At 41.0% G+C, this 19,327-nt stretch carries 17 protein-coding genes; 6 read left to right on the forward strand and 11 right to left on the reverse strand.

Annotation, left to right across the window (positions count from 1 at the left end):
• Positions 1-100 precede the first annotated feature (100 nt).
• Entirely contained in the window at positions 101-346 is a 246-nt protein-coding gene (locus BM380_RS07175; RefSeq protein WP_013465866.1) for a DUF1289 domain-containing protein, read from the forward strand.
• Here BM380_RS07175 and BM380_RS07180 read toward each other — a convergent pair.
• Positions 343-1,119, reverse strand: coding sequence for a type 2 periplasmic-binding domain-containing protein (locus tag BM380_RS07180; protein ID WP_254772059.1), 777 nt, complete (start codon positions 1,117-1,119; stop codon positions 343-345). The two genes, BM380_RS07175 and BM380_RS07180, sit on opposite strands and share 4 nt — an antisense overlap.
• A 293-nt stretch (positions 1,120-1,412) precedes the next feature.
• On the opposite strand from BM380_RS07180, the gene BM380_RS07185 reads away from it, so the two are divergent.
• The 3 genes from BM380_RS07185 to BM380_RS07195 are packed head-to-tail and all read left to right on the forward strand — an operon-like array spanning position 1,413 to position 6,561.
• Positions 1,413-1,616, forward strand: coding sequence for a DUF3283 family protein (locus BM380_RS07185; protein WP_013465864.1), 204 nt, complete (start codon positions 1,413-1,415; stop codon positions 1,614-1,616).
• Between the two features lie 12 nt (positions 1,617-1,628).
• Positions 1,629-2,030, forward strand: a complete 402-nt coding sequence (locus BM380_RS07190) for a GNAT family N-acetyltransferase (protein WP_024600832.1) — start codon at positions 1,629-1,631, stop codon at positions 2,028-2,030.
• 25 nt (positions 2,031-2,055) lie between these two features.
• Positions 2,056-6,561, forward strand: a complete 4,506-nt coding sequence (locus tag BM380_RS07195) for an EAL domain-containing protein (protein WP_090493771.1) — start codon at positions 2,056-2,058, stop codon at positions 6,559-6,561.
• A gap of 24 nt (positions 6,562-6,585) precedes the next feature.
• Here the strand turns inward: BM380_RS07195 and BM380_RS07200 are convergent, their stop codons facing one another.
• Complete coding sequence (locus BM380_RS07200) at positions 6,586-7,530, reverse strand: ion transporter (protein ID WP_013465861.1); 945 nt, start codon at positions 7,528-7,530, stop codon at positions 6,586-6,588.
• A gap of 8 nt (positions 7,531-7,538) precedes the next feature.
• Positions 7,539-10,205, reverse strand: coding sequence for a bifunctional acetate--CoA ligase family protein/GNAT family N-acetyltransferase (locus BM380_RS07205; RefSeq protein ID WP_090493773.1), 2,667 nt, complete (start codon positions 10,203-10,205; stop codon positions 7,539-7,541).
• Between the two features lie 380 nt (positions 10,206-10,585).
• Between BM380_RS07205 and BM380_RS07210 the strand changes: the two genes are divergently transcribed.
• Entirely contained in the window at positions 10,586-11,302 is a 717-nt protein-coding gene (locus BM380_RS07210) for an SIMPL domain-containing protein (protein WP_016900587.1), read from the forward strand.
• Here the strand turns inward: BM380_RS07210 and BM380_RS07215 are convergent.
• The 8 genes from BM380_RS07215 to BM380_RS07250 all read right to left on the reverse strand — a co-directional run bounded on the left by BM380_RS07215 (position 11,294) and on the right by BM380_RS07250 (position 18,277).
• Positions 11,294-11,953, reverse strand: coding sequence for a hypothetical protein (locus tag BM380_RS07215; RefSeq protein ID WP_013465858.1), 660 nt, complete (start codon positions 11,951-11,953; stop codon positions 11,294-11,296). The genes BM380_RS07210 and BM380_RS07215 overlap by 9 nt on opposite strands.
• 105 nt (positions 11,954-12,058) lie before the next feature.
• A complete protein-coding gene (locus BM380_RS07220; RefSeq protein ID WP_090493774.1) occupies positions 12,059-13,891 on the reverse strand; it encodes a DUF885 domain-containing protein in 1,833 nt (610 codons plus the stop codon).
• A 37-nt stretch (positions 13,892-13,928) separates the two neighbouring features.
• A complete protein-coding gene (gene hemW, locus BM380_RS07225) occupies positions 13,929-15,065 on the reverse strand; it encodes a radical SAM family heme chaperone HemW (RefSeq protein WP_058155239.1) in 1,137 nt (378 codons plus the stop codon).
• Entirely contained in the window at positions 15,062-15,661 is a 600-nt protein-coding gene (locus tag BM380_RS07230; protein ID WP_016900586.1) for an XTP/dITP diphosphatase, read from the reverse strand. The genes hemW and BM380_RS07230 overlap by 4 nt, the downstream gene beginning before the upstream one ends.
• 2 nt (positions 15,662-15,663) lie before the next feature.
• A complete protein-coding gene (locus BM380_RS07235; protein ID WP_090493775.1) occupies positions 15,664-16,107 on the reverse strand; it encodes a DUF4426 domain-containing protein in 444 nt (147 codons plus the stop codon).
• Positions 16,108-16,164: 57 nt separating this feature from the next.
• The gene (locus tag BM380_RS07240) at positions 16,165-16,698 is read right to left on the reverse strand and encodes a YggT family protein (protein WP_090493776.1); all 534 of its coding nucleotides are present in this window, start codon (positions 16,696-16,698) and stop codon (positions 16,165-16,167) included.
• Positions 16,699-16,724: 26 nt separating this feature from the next.
• Positions 16,725-17,546, reverse strand: a complete 822-nt coding sequence (proC, locus tag BM380_RS07245; protein WP_024600822.1) for a pyrroline-5-carboxylate reductase — start codon at positions 17,544-17,546, stop codon at positions 16,725-16,727.
• Between the two features lie 17 nt (positions 17,547-17,563).
• On the reverse strand, positions 17,564-18,277 hold the full coding sequence (locus BM380_RS07250) for a YggS family pyridoxal phosphate-dependent enzyme (RefSeq protein WP_024600821.1): 714 nt from the start codon (positions 18,275-18,277) through the stop codon (positions 17,564-17,566).
• 2 nt (positions 18,278-18,279) lie between these two features.
• Here BM380_RS07250 and BM380_RS07255 point away from each other — a divergent pair, with 2 nt between their 5' ends.
• Entirely contained in the window at positions 18,280-19,320 is a 1,041-nt protein-coding gene (locus BM380_RS07255; RefSeq protein WP_013465851.1) for a type IV pilus twitching motility protein PilT, read from the forward strand.
• The last annotated feature ends 7 nt before the right edge of the window (positions 19,321-19,327 follow it).

Here is a 19,327-nt window from a genome sequence, read left to right on the forward strand (position 1 = left end):
ACAGTTTAAGCTAACAACAAAGCAGCAATTTATTTGCTGCTTTTTTTTTGCACAAAAATAGCGCTATACTCAGGCTATGCTTTTAATACCGGAGGGTAAAATGCAACAAATTGAAATATTTGATATTCCTAGCCCTTGTAAAGGTATTTGCTTAGTTAATAATCGCGGTTATTGCAAAGGCTGCTATCGCAGTCGCGATGAACGTTTTTCTTGGAATTCGTTAACGAATTCCCAAAAGAAAAAAGTATTGAGTTTATGCCAGCAGCGCTATAAACGTTACTTACAGCAAAAAAATAAAGTGGCACAATCATCACCGCAAGCAGATCAACAAGGTTTTGATTTTTAAAACTGTAGGTTGTATTTTGACCTGAGTTTTGCAACTGTGCCGTTATTGTGTAACTTATCCAGTGTTGCTTCTAGCTGGGGAACAATATCCGCATGACTGTTATGTAAATAATGATAAAGCGGGTAGGTTGCAACTACTTGTTTTTCATAGCAGCCTAAAGAGGGGGGAATGGTTTTATTTGCCATCGCAAAATCAATAAGTAACGCTCCTTGTACTTTTTGCTGGATCAGTAAGTTAAGCTGCGTATTATTATTTTTAACTTCAATTACCTTACCTTGAAAATCAATACTGTCTAAATATCGCTGTTGCACAGGGTAACTGGAAATAATGGCAACGCTATCTATGGTTTTAGTGGAGCTGGGCTCACAGCGTTTATAAAGCTCAAGGTTAAATTTAAAGAGTGGATAGTTAACTCGAATTAAATTTTTATAGGCACTTTCAATACTGATATCGCGAGCAAGCTGCCCATCTAACATGCCATTATCTGCTGCAAATAATGCATTTTGACGATTAAAATCGACAATATTTAGTTTAAAGCCCATATCTGCATAAGCCAATTGTAATAGCTCAATGGTATAGTTTGCTTGTTGAGTGTTTTGCGGGCGATTAAATGTGTAGCTATAACTGTGCGCAAAAGATGTATTACTAAAAACTAAGCACAGTAATATAAGCAATCCGTTAAAGCGTTTGGGCACGTCATTATTTCCAATTAATTGCGGCAAGATAATAGGCGGGCATAGTAACAAATTGCTTGTCTTTTGCACAGTTTGCATTAGTAATCTTGCAAGAGTTACCACCAACAATTATTGATTACGTTGGATTATTTACAGTCGCTTATTTTTATTGGTTATAGAGTTAGTTTTTTATAAGTTTAAACGTATAATCTACGTTTTATTGAGCGAGGGGCTGTTGACCTTTGCGGATGAAAATTTGTTCAAGCTAGGGGCGCTCGGCGCGACTTGTTTAACCTAGTGGGCTAGTAAAAGCCTCCGTGTGCTGCTCACGGCCCTTACCTGTATTCATGCAGGCAACAATAAGTTTATAGCCCCTAATAATTGGAGTGAATATGAGTTTTAATCTGTGTAACTTGCCGCGAGAGCAAAAGTATCAAATTCAGTTAGATTACGAGGCCTCATTTTGGGCTTATCAAATTAAGCGCGGTAAAAAAACGCGTGAGCAAGTGTACGACACTCTGCATAGTCGTCCTGTTGCAGAGCAAGGTGTTTTAAAACAAAAATTTGAGCAGTATTTGGCAATTATGCTTAGCTAGGGTTTGCCTACTATGCTTGTAATTAAACAATTAGAATCAATTAAAACGCCCTTAGTTAATAAGTTTTATACGTTACATAACGTTCGCGGCCGTGCTAACAAACAGGATCAAGTCTGGGTCGCTTACGATAATAATACGATTATTGCCGCCTGCCGGTTACAGAATAAGCCCACTTTTTTATTTTTATCAACGGTGTTCGTGGCTCCTTCTTATCGTTCAAAGGGGGTGGCAACCCAGTTATTAGTTGCCCTTTTAAATGCGCAAACAGAACCTGTTTACACCTTTGCTTATCAACGCCTTACTGATTTTTATCAAGCACTTGGTTTTAACCAAGTGTTAACATATACTCCTGCATTATTAACGCTATTTGATGCTTATAAGCACCGAAATATTACCGCATTGAAATATCAATAAAACATAAATTAGTAATAGGACAAGCATGGGTATGAGTATTAATGGGTTTATCACAGCCATATTTGTGCTGTTTATGCTCATAAGCGTTGAAGTAACAGCGCAAGTAAAACGATTATCCCCAAGCGAAGGCTTATCTCAAAGTTACGTTAATACCATGCTTATTGATAACAATGGGTATTTATGGCTCTCTACTGAGGGAGGCCTTAACCGATACGATGGCTATCAAGTTATTCCAATCAATGGCCCTAATGGTGAGTTAGAAGAGGCGATCATCGATCGCATATATCAAGACCAACAAGGGCATATCTGGATTGCCTCCTTATTAGCAGGCTTGTTCAGATACGATCCGAAAACGGATACCTACCAACAATACATAGAAAAACCTGTCACAGAAGAGCAAATACTACAGCAGTCCGTTTTTACTATGTTAGCCACCGATGATAAAACCTTATGGATTGGACAAGGCCGAGAGTTTGCAAAACTCGATATAGACAACGGCTCTATTACCTCCTTATTTACACTTCCTGAGCAATTTGAAAATGCGTTTGTGCGTACTTTGTTTCATTATAACGGTTATATTTTTATCGGTAGCACAGACGGCGCGTATGTTTTTAACATCGCAACACAGCAGGTAAGGCCACTCGAGCACTTGAGCGAAACGGATGTACATATTTATCAAAATAATGTGAAATCATTTGCGCTAGGTAATAACAATCAGTTGCTTGTAGGTGCGGTTAAGGGCTTATACGCTGTTGATATTAGTAATTTAGAGGCAATGTTTAACAACCGCGAACAATCATTTACAAGCCAAAAATTACTGGCCGATTTGAATGTTTGGGATATTGATAATCAGCAAGGAGTGCTCGATTTAGCAACAGATAAAGGCCTGCTTTGTTTTAATTTAACTACTAAAAAAGTGGTAAAAAATAAACGTATCCAACAGAGTAAGTACACCCTCGCCGATAACAGTATTATTGATATGGTGAAAGATAAATCGGGCGGAATGTGGCTAGCCACTAAAACCGATGGTGCGTTTTATTTATCAGGCGACAATTACAAGTTTTATAATGTAGAGGGAAATGCACTGGTTGGGGATGGTTTATCACATCATTCGGTATGGTCAATTAAGGAGTTCCAAGAAAAGCTATGGTTAGGCACACACAATGGTTTAACTGCGGTTGATTTAAAAAGTAATCGCTCAAAGGTGTATTTAAAAGATTATAAAGTCGATTTACTGACCACAGAGTTTACTATTTTCAAAATTATGCCTTACAAAGATAAACTCTGGTTGCACTCAAACCGAGGATTATTCATTTTTGACCCGCAAACTCAGCAACTTACCCAACCAAAAACCAACAGTCCTACCAATCAGATTTTTTTAAATGATTGGATGCATGGCCTGACATTGCTACCAAACGGGGATTTGTATTTTGTACACCCAGATCATGGCATGTTTAAATATAATATTGATAGCCGACAATTAGTTCACTTAAAAGGCGAATTAGCACAATTTGACCCTTTTTTAGCGCATGGCTTTTTACCCCCATTACCGCACCAACCCGAGAAGCCATTATTTTTTAGTGGTGGCGTTTTATATCAATTTAACCCCAATGATTTAAGTTTAAACACCATTTATAAAGTGCCTAAACACCATGAAAATGTAGCCGTTAGTATTCTTTCCTACGTGGTAGATGGGCAAGGCATACTTTGGCTATCGTTATCTAATTTTGGGCTGATTGGTATAGATGCAACGACCTATGAGTTAGTGCACACAATTGATTTAGATAAAAATAAACTCGGCACCTTGTTGTACGATATGGTTCTTGATGAAGAGGGAATGATTTGGATGAGTAGCCATAAAGGAATATGGCGACTAAATCCTGAAACAATTCATTTTCAGCAATTTACAACATCAGATGGGGTGCTCTCTGCTGAGTTTAATAATGGCGCTATGGCTAAGTTAGCGGATGGTCGAATTGCCTTCGGTAGCCTCAAGGGCTTCACCTACTTTGACCCTAAAGACAATAAAAATAGCCAAGGTTTATTAGATCAGGTCAATATCACGCGCATCAACTTAATGTCTCGGGACTTGTCTATAAATTTACAGCAGCCATTAAAAAATATCACTTTAAACCATGATGATATCGGGCTTGAGATTGCATTTTCAGCGATGTCATTCAGCTTCCAAGAGCGCATTATTTATGAATATCAGCTCGATAAAGGTAAAAAAAGTTATACCCGAAATAATCGTGTGGTGTTTCCTAAATTAAACCCCGGCAGTTACCAGTTAAAAGTCTGGGCAAAAGACCCACTGACCGGCGACTATACTGCGCCAGCAACGTTAAATATTAAAGTGAAATATCCGCTATGGCGTGCTCCATACTTTTTAGCGCTTTACGCCATTTTATTGATCACCATAGTGACTGCATGGGTAATGAGGCGCAACAAAATACAGCGTATCTTATTGGCAGCACACAAAGAAAGCCAAGACAGTGAGGCGCGTTTAAAGCTTGCACTAGAGGGAAGTGAGTCCGGGGTATGGGATTGGCAGGCGAGCCAGTTAAATATTTATCAGCCTAGATTAGTCAACGAATTAGGCTACGAGGATGACTCGGTGAGTTTAGATGACTACCTAGAAAAAATTCACCCTCAAGAGCGTGCTATTTTTAGGTTGGAGTGGTTAGAATTTTTATCAACAGATAAAGGGTATTTTAATTGTACCTACCGATTACGCCACGCCAACGGTCATTGGCGCTGGTACAAAGATTTTGGCAAGGTGGTTGAATGGGACAAAAAAACGCCGCAAAAAGTAGCCGGTACGTATACCAATATGACACGCGAAAGGGTGTTTGAAGAGCATGCACGGTTATTTACCGCCGCGTTTGAACAAACCCGAGATTGGGTGTTTATCTTAGATAAAAACTTTAATATACGTGCCTCAAATAAATCGCTGCAAAGCGCTTTTGGCTTATCAGCAGAGCCTCGTTCAACCCGTGCGCTTAATTTGGGAATGTCCCGCAGTAGCTATTTTGATTATTTACGAATTATGCAAAAGCTTGAAGTGGGCGAACATTTTTCATGTGAAGACACTGTCGTTCTGGCAAACAAAGAGCAACGCCATGTACTGGTTAAAATAAGCGCCGTGGCTGATGAAAGCCAAAGGCTGAGTAGTTTTGTGATTATTTTAACGGATATTCATGCACAAAAGTCAGCTGAGAGCGAACTGCATATACTGGCTAATTACGATTCACTTACTGGGCTGCCAAACAGAACCTTGTTTAACGACAGAGCTATACATGCCATCGATCAGGCGCGCCGCCATCAGTGTAAAGTGGCTTTGTTACACGTTAATATAAAACGGTTTAAGTATTTTAATGATTCATTTGGCACAGAAAACGCCGATGAGATAATAAAGCTGGTGGCGAACCGCTTGAAAACAGCATTACGTCCTTGTGATAGCGTCGCGCGTTTAGGCGGTGATGAATTTGTAATTCTAGTTGAAGATATTCAGCAAATAGAAGAAGTATTACTTATATGCACCAAACTAATGGATTGCGTGAGTAAAGACATTGTTATGAATCAGCAAAGCGTCAATGTACACCTAAGTATTGGTGTGGCTATTTTCCCTGATGATGCCGCGCATTATAAAGCACTATTGAAAGCATCAAATGTGGCGCTTTATTATGCTAAAGATGGCTTGGAAGGGTGTTATAAGTTTTACAAACAAGAAATGAATCAACGTGTTGAAAGAGCGATGCATTTAGAATCACAGTTGATCAAAGCTTATCATGAACATGAATTTTGTAATTATTATCAACCCATTATTAATGCTTCTACGCAAAAAACAGTGGGCTTTGAGGTGTTACTACGCTGGCCTGATAATCAGTTAGCGAGTACGCAAGAGTTTGCAAACGTAGCTGAAAATATAGGTTTAATCACTAAAATAATGCTACAAACATTTAAGCGTGCTTTGGTGCAGTTAGCTCGTTGGCGTAAAGTGTGTCCTGATCTATACCTATCAATTAACCTCTCAGCACTGGATTTTGAATTTATCGGACTCGTCCCTGAAATTCGCCAAGCACTAAACAATGCAGCACTGCCGCCCGAGGCTATTGTATTTGAAATAACAGAGTCTATTTTAATGCGAGACTCAGAACATGCGCTTAAAAATATGGACTTATTAAAGCAACTAGGCTGTAAGTTGTACATGGATGATTTTGGAACAGGGTATGCCTCGTTAACTTATTTGAAGCGCTTTCCGATTGATGTATTAAAAATAGATCGCAGCTTTGTGCAAGATATTGGTATTGATTCGGATAACGAAGCGATTATTCAATCTACACTAACTTTAGCAAGCAGTTTAGGTAAAGAGTGTATTGCTGAAGGGGTTGAAAGCGCACATCAGTTGGCTTTTTTAAAAGCGCAAGGTTGTAGCTACTTTCAAGGTTACTTGTTTAGTAAAGCGGTGCCTAAAGAGCAGGTGCTTGAGCTTATTGAGCACGATTGGCATCCTGTATTCTCACAAGCTTAAAGCGCCGCTTAATACATTATTTTATTAAGGACGCTTACCACAGTGACGGCAAAATAAGTGTGAGCTGCGTTTATTTAGCTCTGCTTTTATCGCTTTATTGGCCTCTAGCTTACTTAGCCCTAGTTTGTAGCGTAGCTCCTCAAGGTGATGCATCTGCTCATCAGTGAGCTTACCATCGGTTATTTTCTCGTGGGTGGCATCTTCAAAGAGCTGGCGACGTTTGCGTATTTGCTCTGAGAAACTCGACGCTAATAAACCGGTTGGTATGGCAACCATCCCCATACTCACCAAAGTGATTACGCCACCAAATAGTTTACCAATAGGCGTTATAGGCACAACATCGCCATAACCAACCGTAGTTAGGGTTGCCATTGCCCACCACATGGCTGCAGGAATAGAGCCGAACTTGTCTGGTTGAATGTCGTGCTCTAATAAATAAATACCGCAAGAGGCTAAAATAAGTAACACAGACATAATAAAAAATGCCGCCAGTAATGAACTCGACTCATCAATAAACGCCTGCAATAACAATTGCATTGCTCGAGAATAACGGGTGAGCTTAAATACCCGCAACAACCGCAGTACCCGTAAAAAACGTAAATCGATAGCAAAGAAAAACATTAATAAACTAGGCAAAATGGCAATTAAATCGATAATTGCCAGAGGTGATAAAATATATCGAATCCGTTTTTGTGTGTTTGAGCAATTCATGGAGGCGTACTTTACGCGATCGACACAGGTCCAAGCACGTATTAGATATTCAGCACTAAATATAGCCACTGATACCAGCTCCAAGATTAAAAACTCGCTATAGTACTCGGTTGCGATGCTGTGCACCGACTCAAGCACAATCGCCACCACATTAATCATAATTATGCTGATCAGTATGACATCTAAAATGTGTCCCGCTCGCTGATACTTACCTGACGCTTCAAATACTTGGTTTATGGTTTGTCTTAGTTTACGCATAGTACCTATTACAATGTGAGCAGCATATTGATACTGCCTTCTTCAAAATCACGACTTATTTTAAACCCGAGTTTACGAGCCAACTCAATCATGCCGGTATTTTCTGGCAGGGTGATACCTTCAACCGTTTTCACGCCTTGGCGTCTGCAGTGAGAAATAGCCGCGTTCATTAAAATACGCCCTAACCCAAGTCCTTGGCAATCAGAACGTACCACAATGGCAAACTCTGCTTGTAAGTTATCGGGATCCATAATCACTCGCGAAACCCCTAATGTGTGCTGTTGCTCGTCTTGTGTTTGGGTAACAATAAATGCCATCTCGCGGTCGTAATCAATTTGCGTCATTTTAGCGAGTTGATCATGGTTAAATTGTGGCAATTCACCAAAAAAGCGCTTGTATCTATCTTCTTTGCTTAAGGAGCGGTCAAACTCTTGATGTGCCTGCTCATCTTCTGGTTTGATTGGTCTGAGCGTTGCTAAGGTCTTATTTTTTAGGGTCACCGTTTCAACCAGCTCAATAGGATAAGGGCGGATTGATAAACGTTTTCGGTGCGCCTGAACCTGATATTGATTTAGGTTCATGGTGGCATCAAGGACTAAAAACTGCCCATTACTGGCTAAAATAGGATTAAGCTCTAATGAGGTGATATCGGGTTGATCAACAACGAGTTGAGAAATTCGGGTCAGTAGCGCACATAAACGATATTTATCTACTTTTTCTGGCAGAATGCGATCTTTAAGGACTCCCTTATCATGGGCGGCGGCAATTAAATATTTAGCTAGGTTCATATTCAGTGGTGGCAAGGCCACCGCCGCTTGAGCGTACTCAAGCCCTGTGCCAGCTTCACCTAATAAAATAACTGGCCCAAAATTAGGCTCTGTTTTAATGGCTATGCGCAGCTCATTGGCACCTGCTCTAGGCGCCATTTTTTGTAACGAAAAGCCATCAATAATAGCATCAGGGTAGGTGTTTTTTATTCTTAACAGCATGGCAAATGCCGTTTGCTCGACCTCTTGCGCATCATTGAGGTTGAGTACTACGCCACCGACTTCAGACTTAGAGGGAATGCTGGGGCTCATCAACTTTAATGCGACCGGAAAACCTAGCTCTATTGCTTGCTCTTTTGCCTCAGTAGGGGTGTAGGCTACTTCAGTTTGGATACAGTCTATACCGTAGCTACTTAAAATTTGACTCGCTTGATGGGTTGATAAGTAATGTTGCTCATCATTTAAAAACTCTTTAATAGCTGCTTTCGCTGCTACTTTATTAATAGTCGCATCATCGGTGTTTGATTCTGGCGTTTGGGTTAAATGTTTTTGGTTACGACGATAGCTTACTAAGTGCATAAAGGCACCTACTGCGCCTTCTGGGGTACGATAGGTCGGAATGGCGTTATTTGCGCAGATGCGTCTGGCTGCGAAGGCGGCATCTTCTCCCATGAAATTAGTGATCACATACGGGCGTGCCATTTTTGGTAATTTGTTCAGTGCCTCAACAATAACCTGAGCGTAATTTTCACTCGGGGCCAATGCCGATGGAGTATGAATGATCAGTAAGTTTTTAACTTCTTTAGCATTAAGCAGTATTTCTAATGCGTGTTTGTAACGCACTGGCGCAGAATCGCCAAATATATCGACAGGGTTTGATGTTGTGTCTGAATGTGGGATCACTTTATTGAGTGCTTCGCGCGTTTCATCACTAAGCTGAGCAAGTTTACCTGAGCTTTGAATAAGTTCATCAACGGCCATCACTCCAGGGCCGCCGCCATTAGTTAATATAGTTAGCTGCTCTACTTGCAGTAATTTGGGGTGCATTGCTAAGGTTTGAGTGGCGGCAAAGAGTTCACGCAAATCATTTACTCTCAACATCCCTGCACGTTGAAACATGGCATCATATACTGCATCTGAGCTTTGTTTTCCGCCGGTGTGTATTTCAGCGGCAAGAGCACCTGCACTGGTTCTGCCTGTTTTAATAGCGATCACGGGCTTAGAAAATGCCGCCGCACGCGCGGCAGAAATAAAGCTGCGAATATCATTAATGTTATCTATGTAAAGTAGGATAGCTTTGGTTTTAGCGTCGCGGCCTAAAAAGTCGAGTATTTCGTCAAACTCAATATCTAAACAATCTCCCATAGATACAAAGTATGAAAAGCCAATTTCTTTATTTTTAGCCCAATCAAGAATCGTTGAACAAACAGCCGCTGATTGCGACACAAAAGCCAGTTTACCTGGCGAGGCAACAGTGTGCGAAAAACTCGCGTTTAAACCTATATGCGGAATAAGTAACCCTAAGCAATTTGAGCCAAGCAGCGTTACCTTATGCTTCGCAGCGTTATCTTTAAGTTCTTGTTTTTGAGTACTTGTTAGGCCATCAGCAATAATAATAGCGCTATGACACCCAAGCGTACCTAGCTGCTCAATAATTTTCATTAAGGTGTTTTTATTGGTACAGATAACGGCTAAATCAGGTACTTTGGGGAGGGCTTCAATACTTTGGTAAGCCAATACGCCATGCACTGCAGTATGATTGGGTGTAACAGGCATGATGGGCCCTTTAAAGCCCCCTTGTAATAAATTACGCATTACCACATTACCAGCCCGAGTAGGGGTGTTTGATGCCCCAATAACAGCGACTGAGCTTGGATTAAAAAACTGGCTAATACGTTTTAGACTCATTGCGTTTCCTTGGCTGATTAAGTTTTGCTATCTATACCTTCTCAATGTAACCTGTTTATAGTGTTTTTTCGAGCGTGAACGTGCTTATTATTGATATTAGGGTCTGTTGACCTTTCAAGGTTAAATTTGCAGCTGTCTGTTTGGTATTTAGGCAAGGCAGAGCCTATGTGGTGTGGTTATTCCCCATAAATAGGCGATAAAGCAGCATCAATGCCAAACAGGCGCTGCCCGAAGGGTTCTGCCTAGGGGCGATTTACTCTTTGTTGCTCGGTTTTTACTTAGCCCACTAGGTTACAAACCTCGCGCCGCGATTAAACCGCCCCTAGTTTGAACAAATTTTAATCCGCAAAGGTCAACAGACCCTAATCAAGGAGAGTGAAGTGAATAAAATATCGAATGTAACCGTTGTTATGGCAGCGGCGTGTTTAAGCATTGGCCTAATTGCATTGGGTTTTATTATAAAAGGGGCTGCGCTTGATATTAAAGGGATGGAGCGCACGGTGCAGGTAAAAGGGTTAGCTGAACGTGAAGTTGTGGCTGATACCGTTATTTGGCCTTTGCAGTTTAACGATGCCGACAACAATCTTGAAAAGCTTGTTGAGCGAGTTGAGCAAAAAAATGATGCGGTGATTGCCTTTTTAAAGTTACACGGCTTTGATGATGAAGAAATATCGACAGGCACTCAATCTATTATAGATAAGCAAGCCCGTGAATACGCGAATGATAATCAAAAGTTTAGGTATGTTATTAGCTCAAATATTATTGTTTACTCCAATGCTCCTGATAAAGTTAAAAACGCACTGAGCAAAGTGAGTCAGCTAGCTAAACAAAATATAGCTATTGTGCAAGACAACTATCAAACCCGTATTGAGTATATTTTTACTGGGCTTAACGATATAAAACCAGCCATGGTGCAAGAAGCCACAGAAAAAGCTCGTGAAGTGGCAGATAAGTTTGCTAAAGATTCAAATTCACGCTTAGGTAAAATTAAAACCGCTCGCCAAGGGCAGTTTAGCATTAGCGATCGGGATTCAAACACGCCGCAAATTAAAAACGTACGTGTTGTTACCAGCGTAGAATATTACTTATCAGATTAGAGCCGCCACTTGTTCAGTAGAGCGCTGTAAATAAGCGGCGCTCAGTAGCAAGGTTATCTCGCTTGGGGGATTATTTTTTAATGCCTCAAGTATTTGTAATTTTGCTGCAGGATTTTGTTTTTGCTCTATTTCCATTAATGCGAGCAAGGCCGAAAATTCATGTTTTACCGGAATGTTTGGCTTATGTGCATAGGCGATGTAACTGGCAACCGGAGTGAGCCCTTGCTTATTTGTATGTGCTAATGCATGTAGTAACTCTTCGTTAGATTCAAATAACATTAACGAGCGAACATAGTTAAAAGGCAGTTGTGTGGGCATTGCTTGCTTAAATACATTATGCAGGGCGTTATTGCCAGAGTCGTCTGTACTAATAAATCCCTTATTTAATTTAAGTGCAGGCGTAAAAAAACTCAGCGCGTCTAAACTGGTTAGTTTTTCAATAAACGGCGCTGGTGGCGTATTAGTGGTTAAAATACGCACGGCGATGTTTTGCATAAAATCGTATTTAATACTCATGCGTAGCGCACTTTCAAACAGGTAATTAAGCTGTATTACTTGCTGTGCCTCAGTGAGCTTTTTAAAATCGTTATCTAGTTCATCAAACTGCTGTTGTTTAATACGCGCATTGAGTAGCTGTATGCTTAGATCCATTCTGTTCTCCTTGAATTCCAACTTTATCCTAGCTTAATTTTTTGCTTTATAAAACAAAAGGCCGCAATTGCGACCTTTTATAACCTTTAAGTAAATACTTAAAAATTAAGCTTGTTTGCTGGCAATCCACTCATTAACGAAGTTTTCTAGTACGTTTAATGGTACAGGGCCATTTTTAAGCACTACATCGTGGAACTGGCGGATATCAAACTTATCGCCAAGTTGCATTTTAGCATCTTCACGTAGTTCTAAAATTTTCAGCATACCTACTTTGTAAGCCGTTGCTTGAGATGGCATTACAATATGACGCTCAACCATTTTTACACCGTCAGAAGTGGCGTTAGGGGTGTTGTTAACGTAGTAATCAATACCTTCTTGACGAGTCCACTTCATTGCGTGAATACCGGTATCAACCACTAAACGACATGCACGCCATAATTCCATGGCTAAGCGACCAAAATCTGAATACGGGTCTTCGTAAAGGCCCATTTCTTTTGGTAGTAATTCTGAGTATAACCCCCAGCCTTCAATGTAGGCTGTGTAACCACCAAATTTACGGAACTTAGGTACACCTTCAAGTTCTTGTGAAATGGCAATTTGCATATGGTGACCCGGAATCCCCTCATGATAAGCCAAGGCTTCCATTTGGTAAGTAGGCATTGCTTCCATGTCGTATAGGTTGGCGTAGTAAATACCTGGGCGAGAACCATCTGGCGCAGGTTGTTGATAAAACGCTTTACCTGCCGCTTTTTCACGGAATGCTTCAACACGTTTTACAATCATGTCGGCTTTTGGTTTTACAATAAACAGCTCATCTAAGCGTGTTTTCATGTTATCAATTAAGCCTTTAGCTTCACTTAGGTACTGTGCTTTACCAGCTTCAGTGTTAGCTAAATAAAATTGCTTGTCGGTTTTCATAAACTGCATAAAGGCGTTTAAGTCGCCCTCAAAACCGACTTTATCTTTAATGGCACGCATTTCATCATGAATACGTGATACTTCAGCAAGGCCAATGGCATGAATCTCTTTTGCTGTAAGGTCTGTCGTGGTGGTGCGTTTCAGTGCGTTATTGTAAAACGCTTCGCCATCAGGGAATTTCCAAGCACCGTCACGGTCATCAGCACGTTTTTCTAGCTGTGCAATGTAGTTAATTAACTTAGAGTAAGCAGGTTTAACCGCTGTTTTTAATGCTTCAGTCGCTTTACTAATAAGTGCATCTTTTTCAGCTTGGTCTATTTCTAAGGCATTAACTTTGCGTTTAAAGTCAGCTAAAAGCGTAGAATCTTCACCTTGTTCAAACGGCGCACCTTTAATGATGTTTTTGCTTGAATCAATGACGTGTGGGAATACAAATTTAGGCGCGATGATGTTTTTATCGGCGCGAATTTCTAAGCCAGTAATAAGCTGATCAAATACACCGGGCACCCCATTTAAACGAGCAATGTAATCGTTGGCTTCTTTTACGTTGCTAATTTGATGCTGGTTGATTAAAAAAGCCGGCACCATAGAGTGCGTACCAAACATTTGGTTTACTGGGTAGTTATGGTAACGCCATTTGAAATCAGCAATGCTGGCTTCTAAATCTTGTTTTTTTAAATCATAACTTACTTGGGTTGCTGTATCTAATTGCGCACGATTAATGCTGTTGAGTGTGACCAAATCGGCTTTAGCTTGTGCCAAGTCTTTAAGGGCTTTTTCTTCGCTGTTGTCATCCCATTTATCGTAATCTTTTTTGATGCCCATGTAGGTTTGATAAACCGGGCTGTTCATTACATCACGATTAAAAGTGTCTTCAAAAAAAGCATTCGCTTTGTCAATTTCACTTTGAACAGGTTGAGCTTGAACCGCAGGTGCAGGCGTTGATTGTTGTGTTGCTTGTTGGCAACCTGCAAGCAGTGCCACACTAATGGTGGCAGCAATTAGAGTAAGTTTACGCATTCGTTTCCCTTTTGTTGTTAGAAACCTATTATTGTCACTAAACAAATAACGCAAGTAGATCATTTAAAAAACGTTGCCCTTGGAGTGTAACGTGCCAGTGGCTGTCTGTTTTTGTTAGTAAACCGGCATTAATGGCTTTATCTAGTGCATGCTGTTGGCTTTGCAGTGGTTGCTGCGTCAGCGCATTAAAATCATTTATAGGGCATGGCTCTATTAAACGAAAGCGATTCATAAAAAATTCAAACGCTAAGTCGTCTTGCTCTACTTGCCAGCTTTTGTACAAGTAGGGTTTAATAATATCCATGTAGCCCCGAGGGTGTTTTACCTTTTCAGTGCGTGTTATCACCCCCGTTTTCGCATCTGTGACCTTACCATGAGCGCCGCAGCCAATGCCAAGATAATCGCCAAACCGCCAATAATTCAAGTTATGTTGGCATTGATAGCCAGGTTTTGCATACCCTGATATTTCATATTGCTGATAGCCAGCTTGTGCTAATAATGCTTGGCCTTGCTCTTGAATATCCCATAAGGTTTCATCTTGTGGCAAAGTCGGCGGTTTTGAAGCAAATTGCGTATTGGGCTCAATGGTGAGCTGATACCAAGAAATATGCGGTGGATTGAGCGCAATAATTTGTTTTAAATCACTCAGTGCATCATCAAGAGACTGCCCTGGTAAGCCATGCATTAAGTCAAGGTTAAAGCTATTTAGCCCTGCTTCACTGGCTTGCTGTGCAGCATAACTGGCTTCATCGGCACCATGAATTCGACCTAGGGCTTTTAACTTATCGTCCTGCATGCTTTGCACGCCGATAGAGATACGGTTAATGCCTGCTTTTACATAATCTTTGAAACGGCCAGTTTCGACTGTGCCGGGATTTGCTTCAAGGGTTATTTCACAGTTATCGCTTAAGCCAATTAGGCTATCTACTTCCTTGAGTAAACGGGTGTATGCCGCGCCGGTTAATAGGCTTGGTGTGCCGCCACCTATAAAAATACTGTGAATTTTACGCCCTTGTACTAAGTGTAAATCAGCTTTTAAATCGTCGATTAAATGCTGTACATACTCAGCTTCAGGGATGTCACCTTTTTGTCCGTGGCTGTTAAAGTCGCAGTACGGGCATTTTTGCACGCACCATGGCACATGCACATATAAACTTAGTGGAGGAAGGTTCACAGGCCGCCTTTGTGTTGTAGCTCTTGCAGTAACATTTTAAGTGCTTGCCCACGATGACTTAGGGTATTTTTTTGCGCTTTTGTCAGCTCTGCACTGGTGCAATTTTCTGATGGCACAAAAAAGATAGGATCGTAGCCAAAGCCACCTTCACCGTGTTGGCTAAGGGTTATTTCGCCCTCCCAGCTAGCACTGCAAATAAGTGGGGTAGGGTCGTCGGCGTGACGCATCAGTACCAATACACACCAAAAACGAGCACGGCGGTTAGGGTTATCGCCTAAATCAGCCAGTAATTTATCGATATTATCTTGATCACTTGCGCCTTTACCTGCAAAGCGGGCAGAGTAAACGCCGGGTGCGCCATTTAAGCTATCAACTTCTAATCCCGAATCATCAGCAATAGCCGGTAATCCAGTTATTTTAGCTGCATGACGCGCCTTAATTATCGCGTTTTCTACAAACGTGGTGCCTGTTTCGGCCACTTCGCTCACGTTAAAGTCGCTTTGTGGTACTACATTAATATTAAGCGAGCTGAGCATGTTAGCCAGCTCATTTACTTTGCCGGGATTGCCGGTTGCAAGTACTAAGGTGTTGGTCATATTTAATCTACGTAAAATTTTTGCTGAAACTTTAATGTTTGGAACTGGTTACCTTGTTGGATTTCAATTTCAAAACGTAAAATTTCTTCGTTGGTGTAATCTACTTGAGCGAGGTAATAAACAGCGTCGCCTTCAACCACTTCTTTAAAGTTGAGGCTTTGTTTATTGCCTAATAAATTTCTAGCGGTGCCTTGTAATGTCGCTTTTTGCGCTGTTTTATCAGTATCATTTTTTAAGATAGAAATATTAACAATACCTTTGTAGCCACTGCGTTCCAGGCCGTACGTTTTGGCTATTTGTGGCTGAATAAACGTTGATGGAAAGGCTATATAATGAACTTGCCAAGGGCCTAGTTCTTTATATTGAGCGCCTTGTTCTTGTGCGCTGTGCGCATTAAATGCTAAAGCGAGACAAGCAATAAAACAAAACTTTATTAAACGTTGCATAGTTAACTCCTGAGTATGTAAAAAGAGGCGCTAGGCCTCTTTTATATTACGTTATGCTTAAGCTAAAATGTCCATTAGCAGCATCTGTAAAAACTGAATGCCGATGATTAGTACCAGTACCGATAAATCTAATCCCCCTAATGGCGGTAAAATTTTACGGATGGGCTTTAACATTGGCTCAGTAAGCTGATGGAATACCGCTTCAATTGGGTTATAGCCTTGGCTTACCCAGCTTAAAATAGCGCGGATGATTAATACCCAAAAGACTAAATTTAAACCTTCTTTTAAAACAGTTATTAGCGCCTGTATAAGCACAGGCTGAATAGCCCAAGAGCTATAAATCAGCCACATTAGGGTACTTATTTTTGCCGCAGCCACTATAAATGCCAGCAACAAAGAGGCTAAATCAAGCCCGCCTAGCCCTGGAATGATTTTTCGCAGTGGGTTAACTGCAAACGAAGTGGCTTTGACCACAAATTGGCTCATTGGGTTGTAAAAGTCGGCTTTTGCCCACTGTAGCCAAAAACGCAGTAGTACCACCATTAAAAATAGATCAAACAAGGTGCTAATTAAAAATTGCATGGCATTCATAGTATAACCTTCAATAAAAAATGGTTTTAAAGTTCTTGTTCCATTTGCACTGCACGCGCAATACACGCATCCATTGCATCGCCTACGGTTTTAGTTAAACCTTGTGCTTTTAAATGCTCAACGGCTGCATGCGTGGTACCGCCTTTTGATGTCACATTTGAACGTAATTGTGAAATGCTAATATCAGTTTGGCTAAGTGCCATTTCAGCTGCGCCAAGGGCGGTTTGCTGCACTAAGCGGCGTGCGTCTTCATCACTAAACCCAAGCGCTTTGGCTTTTTCTTCAATGGCTTCCATAAATAAGAAAAAGTAAGCCGGTGAAGAGCCGGTAACAGCAATCACATCGTTTATTTGCGACTCTTTTTCAACCCATACAACGATGCCTGTACATTCAAATACTTGCTGTACAAACTCATGCTCGCTTTGAGTTTCGCCTGCACCATATAAGCCAGATACACCACGACCAAGTAATGATGGCGTATTTGGCATACAACGTACCATTTTTACATCTTGACCAAGCATTTCACGTAAGCGCTTAACGGTTAAGCCTGCCGCGACTGAGATAAATAATTTATCGCTAAAGTCGACACCTGAATCTTGAAATGATTGGCATAAATCGCCCATCATTTGTGGTTTAACAGACAAAACAATGACATCGGCATCGCGCATAGCTTCGTTATTGTCACTGGTGGTTTGCACTTTGAAATCGGCAGCTACCTTAGCTAGTTTTTCTTGGTTGCGGTTAGTCGCAATAATATTATTTGCGTTAAAGCCGTTTTTTACCATGCCACCAATGATGGCGTAGCTCATATTACCTGTGCCTATAAATGCGATTTTTTTATCTGACATATGTCTGTTATCACCTTTTAAGTTCGTGTTCCAAAAATATCTGTGCCGATCCTCACCATGGTTGAACCTGCCGCTATGGCAGCTTCTACATCGTTACTCATCCCCATCGACAACGTATCTATATGAGGATATTGGGTCTGTAGTTTATCAAAGCAAGTTTGTAATTGCTCAAAATATTGAATTTGCGTGTTTGCATCGTCGCTTTTAGCGGGAATAGCCATCAGTCCGCGCAACTGTAAATGGGCACATTGATCTATATATTGCGCCAGCTCAGTGATTTCATTGGGGTGACAACCAGACTTTGCTTCTTCTTCGCTAATATTCACTTGAATAAGTACATTCAGTGGCGGCATTGTTTCAGGGCGTTGACTGTTTAATCGCTTGGCTATTTTAAGTCTGTCTACACTTTGCACCCAAGCAAAATTGGCAGCGACTAAAGCACTTTTATTTGACTGAATAGGGCCAATGAAATGCCAAACAATATCGCTAAATGTGTCTAGTTGCGCTATTTTATCTACAGCCTCTTGAACATAAGATTCACCAAATTGACGTTGCCCTTGCTCATAAGCTGCCATAATATCAGTAGCGGGTTTGGTTTTAGATACTGCAAGTAACGTAATATCGTTACTATTACGTTGTGCTTTGTGCGCTGCCTCTGCAATTCTAGCGTAGGCGGATGTGAGTCGTTCTGCTATTGTAACCATATATTTATCAGTTAGTTGTGGAGTCATAAATGGATATCACCGAATTATTGGCATTTAGTGTGCAACATAAAGCATCAGATTTGCACTTATCATCAGGGGTATCACCTATGATACGTGTTGATGGCGATGTGCGACGTATTAATATACCAGCACTTGGAGATAAAGAAGTCAGCAGTCTGGTTTATGACATTATGAATGATAACCAGCGTAAGGACTATGAACAAAATCTCGAAGTGGATTTTTCTTTTGAAGTCCCTAATTTAGCACGTTTTCGTGTAAATGCCTTTAACTCTAATCGTGGCCCTGCTGCTGTGTTTCGTACTATCCCGAGTGACGTACTCACTCTTGAAGATTTAGGCGCACCTGAAATATTTAAACAAATTTCAGATAACCCACGAGGCCTAGTGTTAGTCACGGGCCCTACAGGTTCAGGTAAGTCGACCACGCTTGCGGCGATGGTCGATTACATTAACCAAACTAAGCATCATCATGTGCTGACCATCGAAGATCCTATCGAATTTGTTCACGATAATAAACTCAGCTTAATTAATCAGCGGGAAGTTCATCGTGATACACATAGCTTTTCTAACGCACTACGCAGCGCACTCCGTGAAGACCCTGATGTTATTTTAGTGGGTGAGTTACGAGATTTAGAAACTATTCGCCTTGCTATGACCGCTGCGGAAACCGGTCACTTGGTGTTTGGTACTTTGCATACGACCTCTGCACCTAAAACCATTGACCGTATTATTGATGTATTCCCTGGCGAAGAAAAAGATATGATCCGCTCTATGCTCTCTGAGTCATTGCGTGCAGTTATTTCGCAAACACTGATAAAAAAAGTAGGGGGAGGGCGAGTGGCTGCACACGAAATTATGTTGGCAACGCCTGCTATTCGTAACTTAATCCGTGAAGATAAAATTGCACAAATGTATTCATCAATTCAAACAGGTGCGTCGCAAGGCATGCAAACCATGGATCAATGTTTAACAAGCTTAGTTAACCGTGGCATTATCACTCACTCAGCGGCGTATACAAAAGCGCAAGATAAGACGCAGTTTAGCGCTTAAGGAATTA

The sequence above is a fragment of the Pseudoalteromonas sp. DSM 26666 genome (assembly GCF_900116475.1).
Lineage (GTDB): Bacteria > Pseudomonadota > Gammaproteobacteria > Enterobacterales > Alteromonadaceae > Pseudoalteromonas > Pseudoalteromonas tetraodonis.

Coding starts and splice junctions, on each gene's coding strand:
- proC (WP_024600822.1), bottom strand. CDS start 17,546: ATGTCAGATAAAAAAATCGCATTTATAGGCACAGGTAATATGAGCTAC.
- BM380_RS07230 (WP_016900586.1), bottom strand. CDS start 15,661: ATGACCAACACCTTAGTACTTGCAACCGGCAATCCCGGCAAAGTAAAT.
- BM380_RS07235 (WP_090493775.1), bottom strand. CDS start 16,107: ATGCAACGTTTAATAAAGTTTTGTTTTATTGCTTGTCTCGCTTTAGCA.
- BM380_RS07255 (WP_013465851.1), top strand. CDS start 18,280: ATGGATATCACCGAATTATTGGCATTTAGTGTGCAACATAAAGCATCA.
- BM380_RS07195 (WP_090493771.1), top strand. CDS start 2,056: ATGGGTATGAGTATTAATGGGTTTATCACAGCCATATTTGTGCTGTTT.
- BM380_RS07190 (WP_024600832.1), top strand. CDS start 1,629: ATGCTTGTAATTAAACAATTAGAATCAATTAAAACGCCCTTAGTTAAT.
- BM380_RS07205 (WP_090493773.1), bottom strand. CDS start 10,205: ATGAGTCTAAAACGTATTAGCCAGTTTTTTAATCCAAGCTCAGTCGCT.
- BM380_RS07215 (WP_013465858.1), bottom strand. CDS start 11,953: ATGGATCTAAGCATACAGCTACTCAATGCGCGTATTAAACAACAGCAG.
- BM380_RS07250 (WP_024600821.1), bottom strand. CDS start 18,277: ATGACTCCACAACTAACTGATAAATATATGGTTACAATAGCAGAACGA.
- BM380_RS07175 (WP_013465866.1), top strand. CDS start 101: ATGCAACAAATTGAAATATTTGATATTCCTAGCCCTTGTAAAGGTATT.
- BM380_RS07180 (WP_254772059.1), bottom strand. CDS start 1,119: ATGCAAACTGTGCAAAAGACAAGCAATTTGTTACTATGCCCGCCTATT.
- BM380_RS07200 (WP_013465861.1), bottom strand. CDS start 7,530: ATGCGTAAACTAAGACAAACCATAAACCAAGTATTTGAAGCGTCAGGT.
- BM380_RS07185 (WP_013465864.1), top strand. CDS start 1,413: ATGAGTTTTAATCTGTGTAACTTGCCGCGAGAGCAAAAGTATCAAATT.
- BM380_RS07220 (WP_090493774.1), bottom strand. CDS start 13,891: ATGCGTAAACTTACTCTAATTGCTGCCACCATTAGTGTGGCACTGCTT.
- BM380_RS07240 (WP_090493776.1), bottom strand. CDS start 16,698: ATGAATGCCATGCAATTTTTAATTAGCACCTTGTTTGATCTATTTTTA.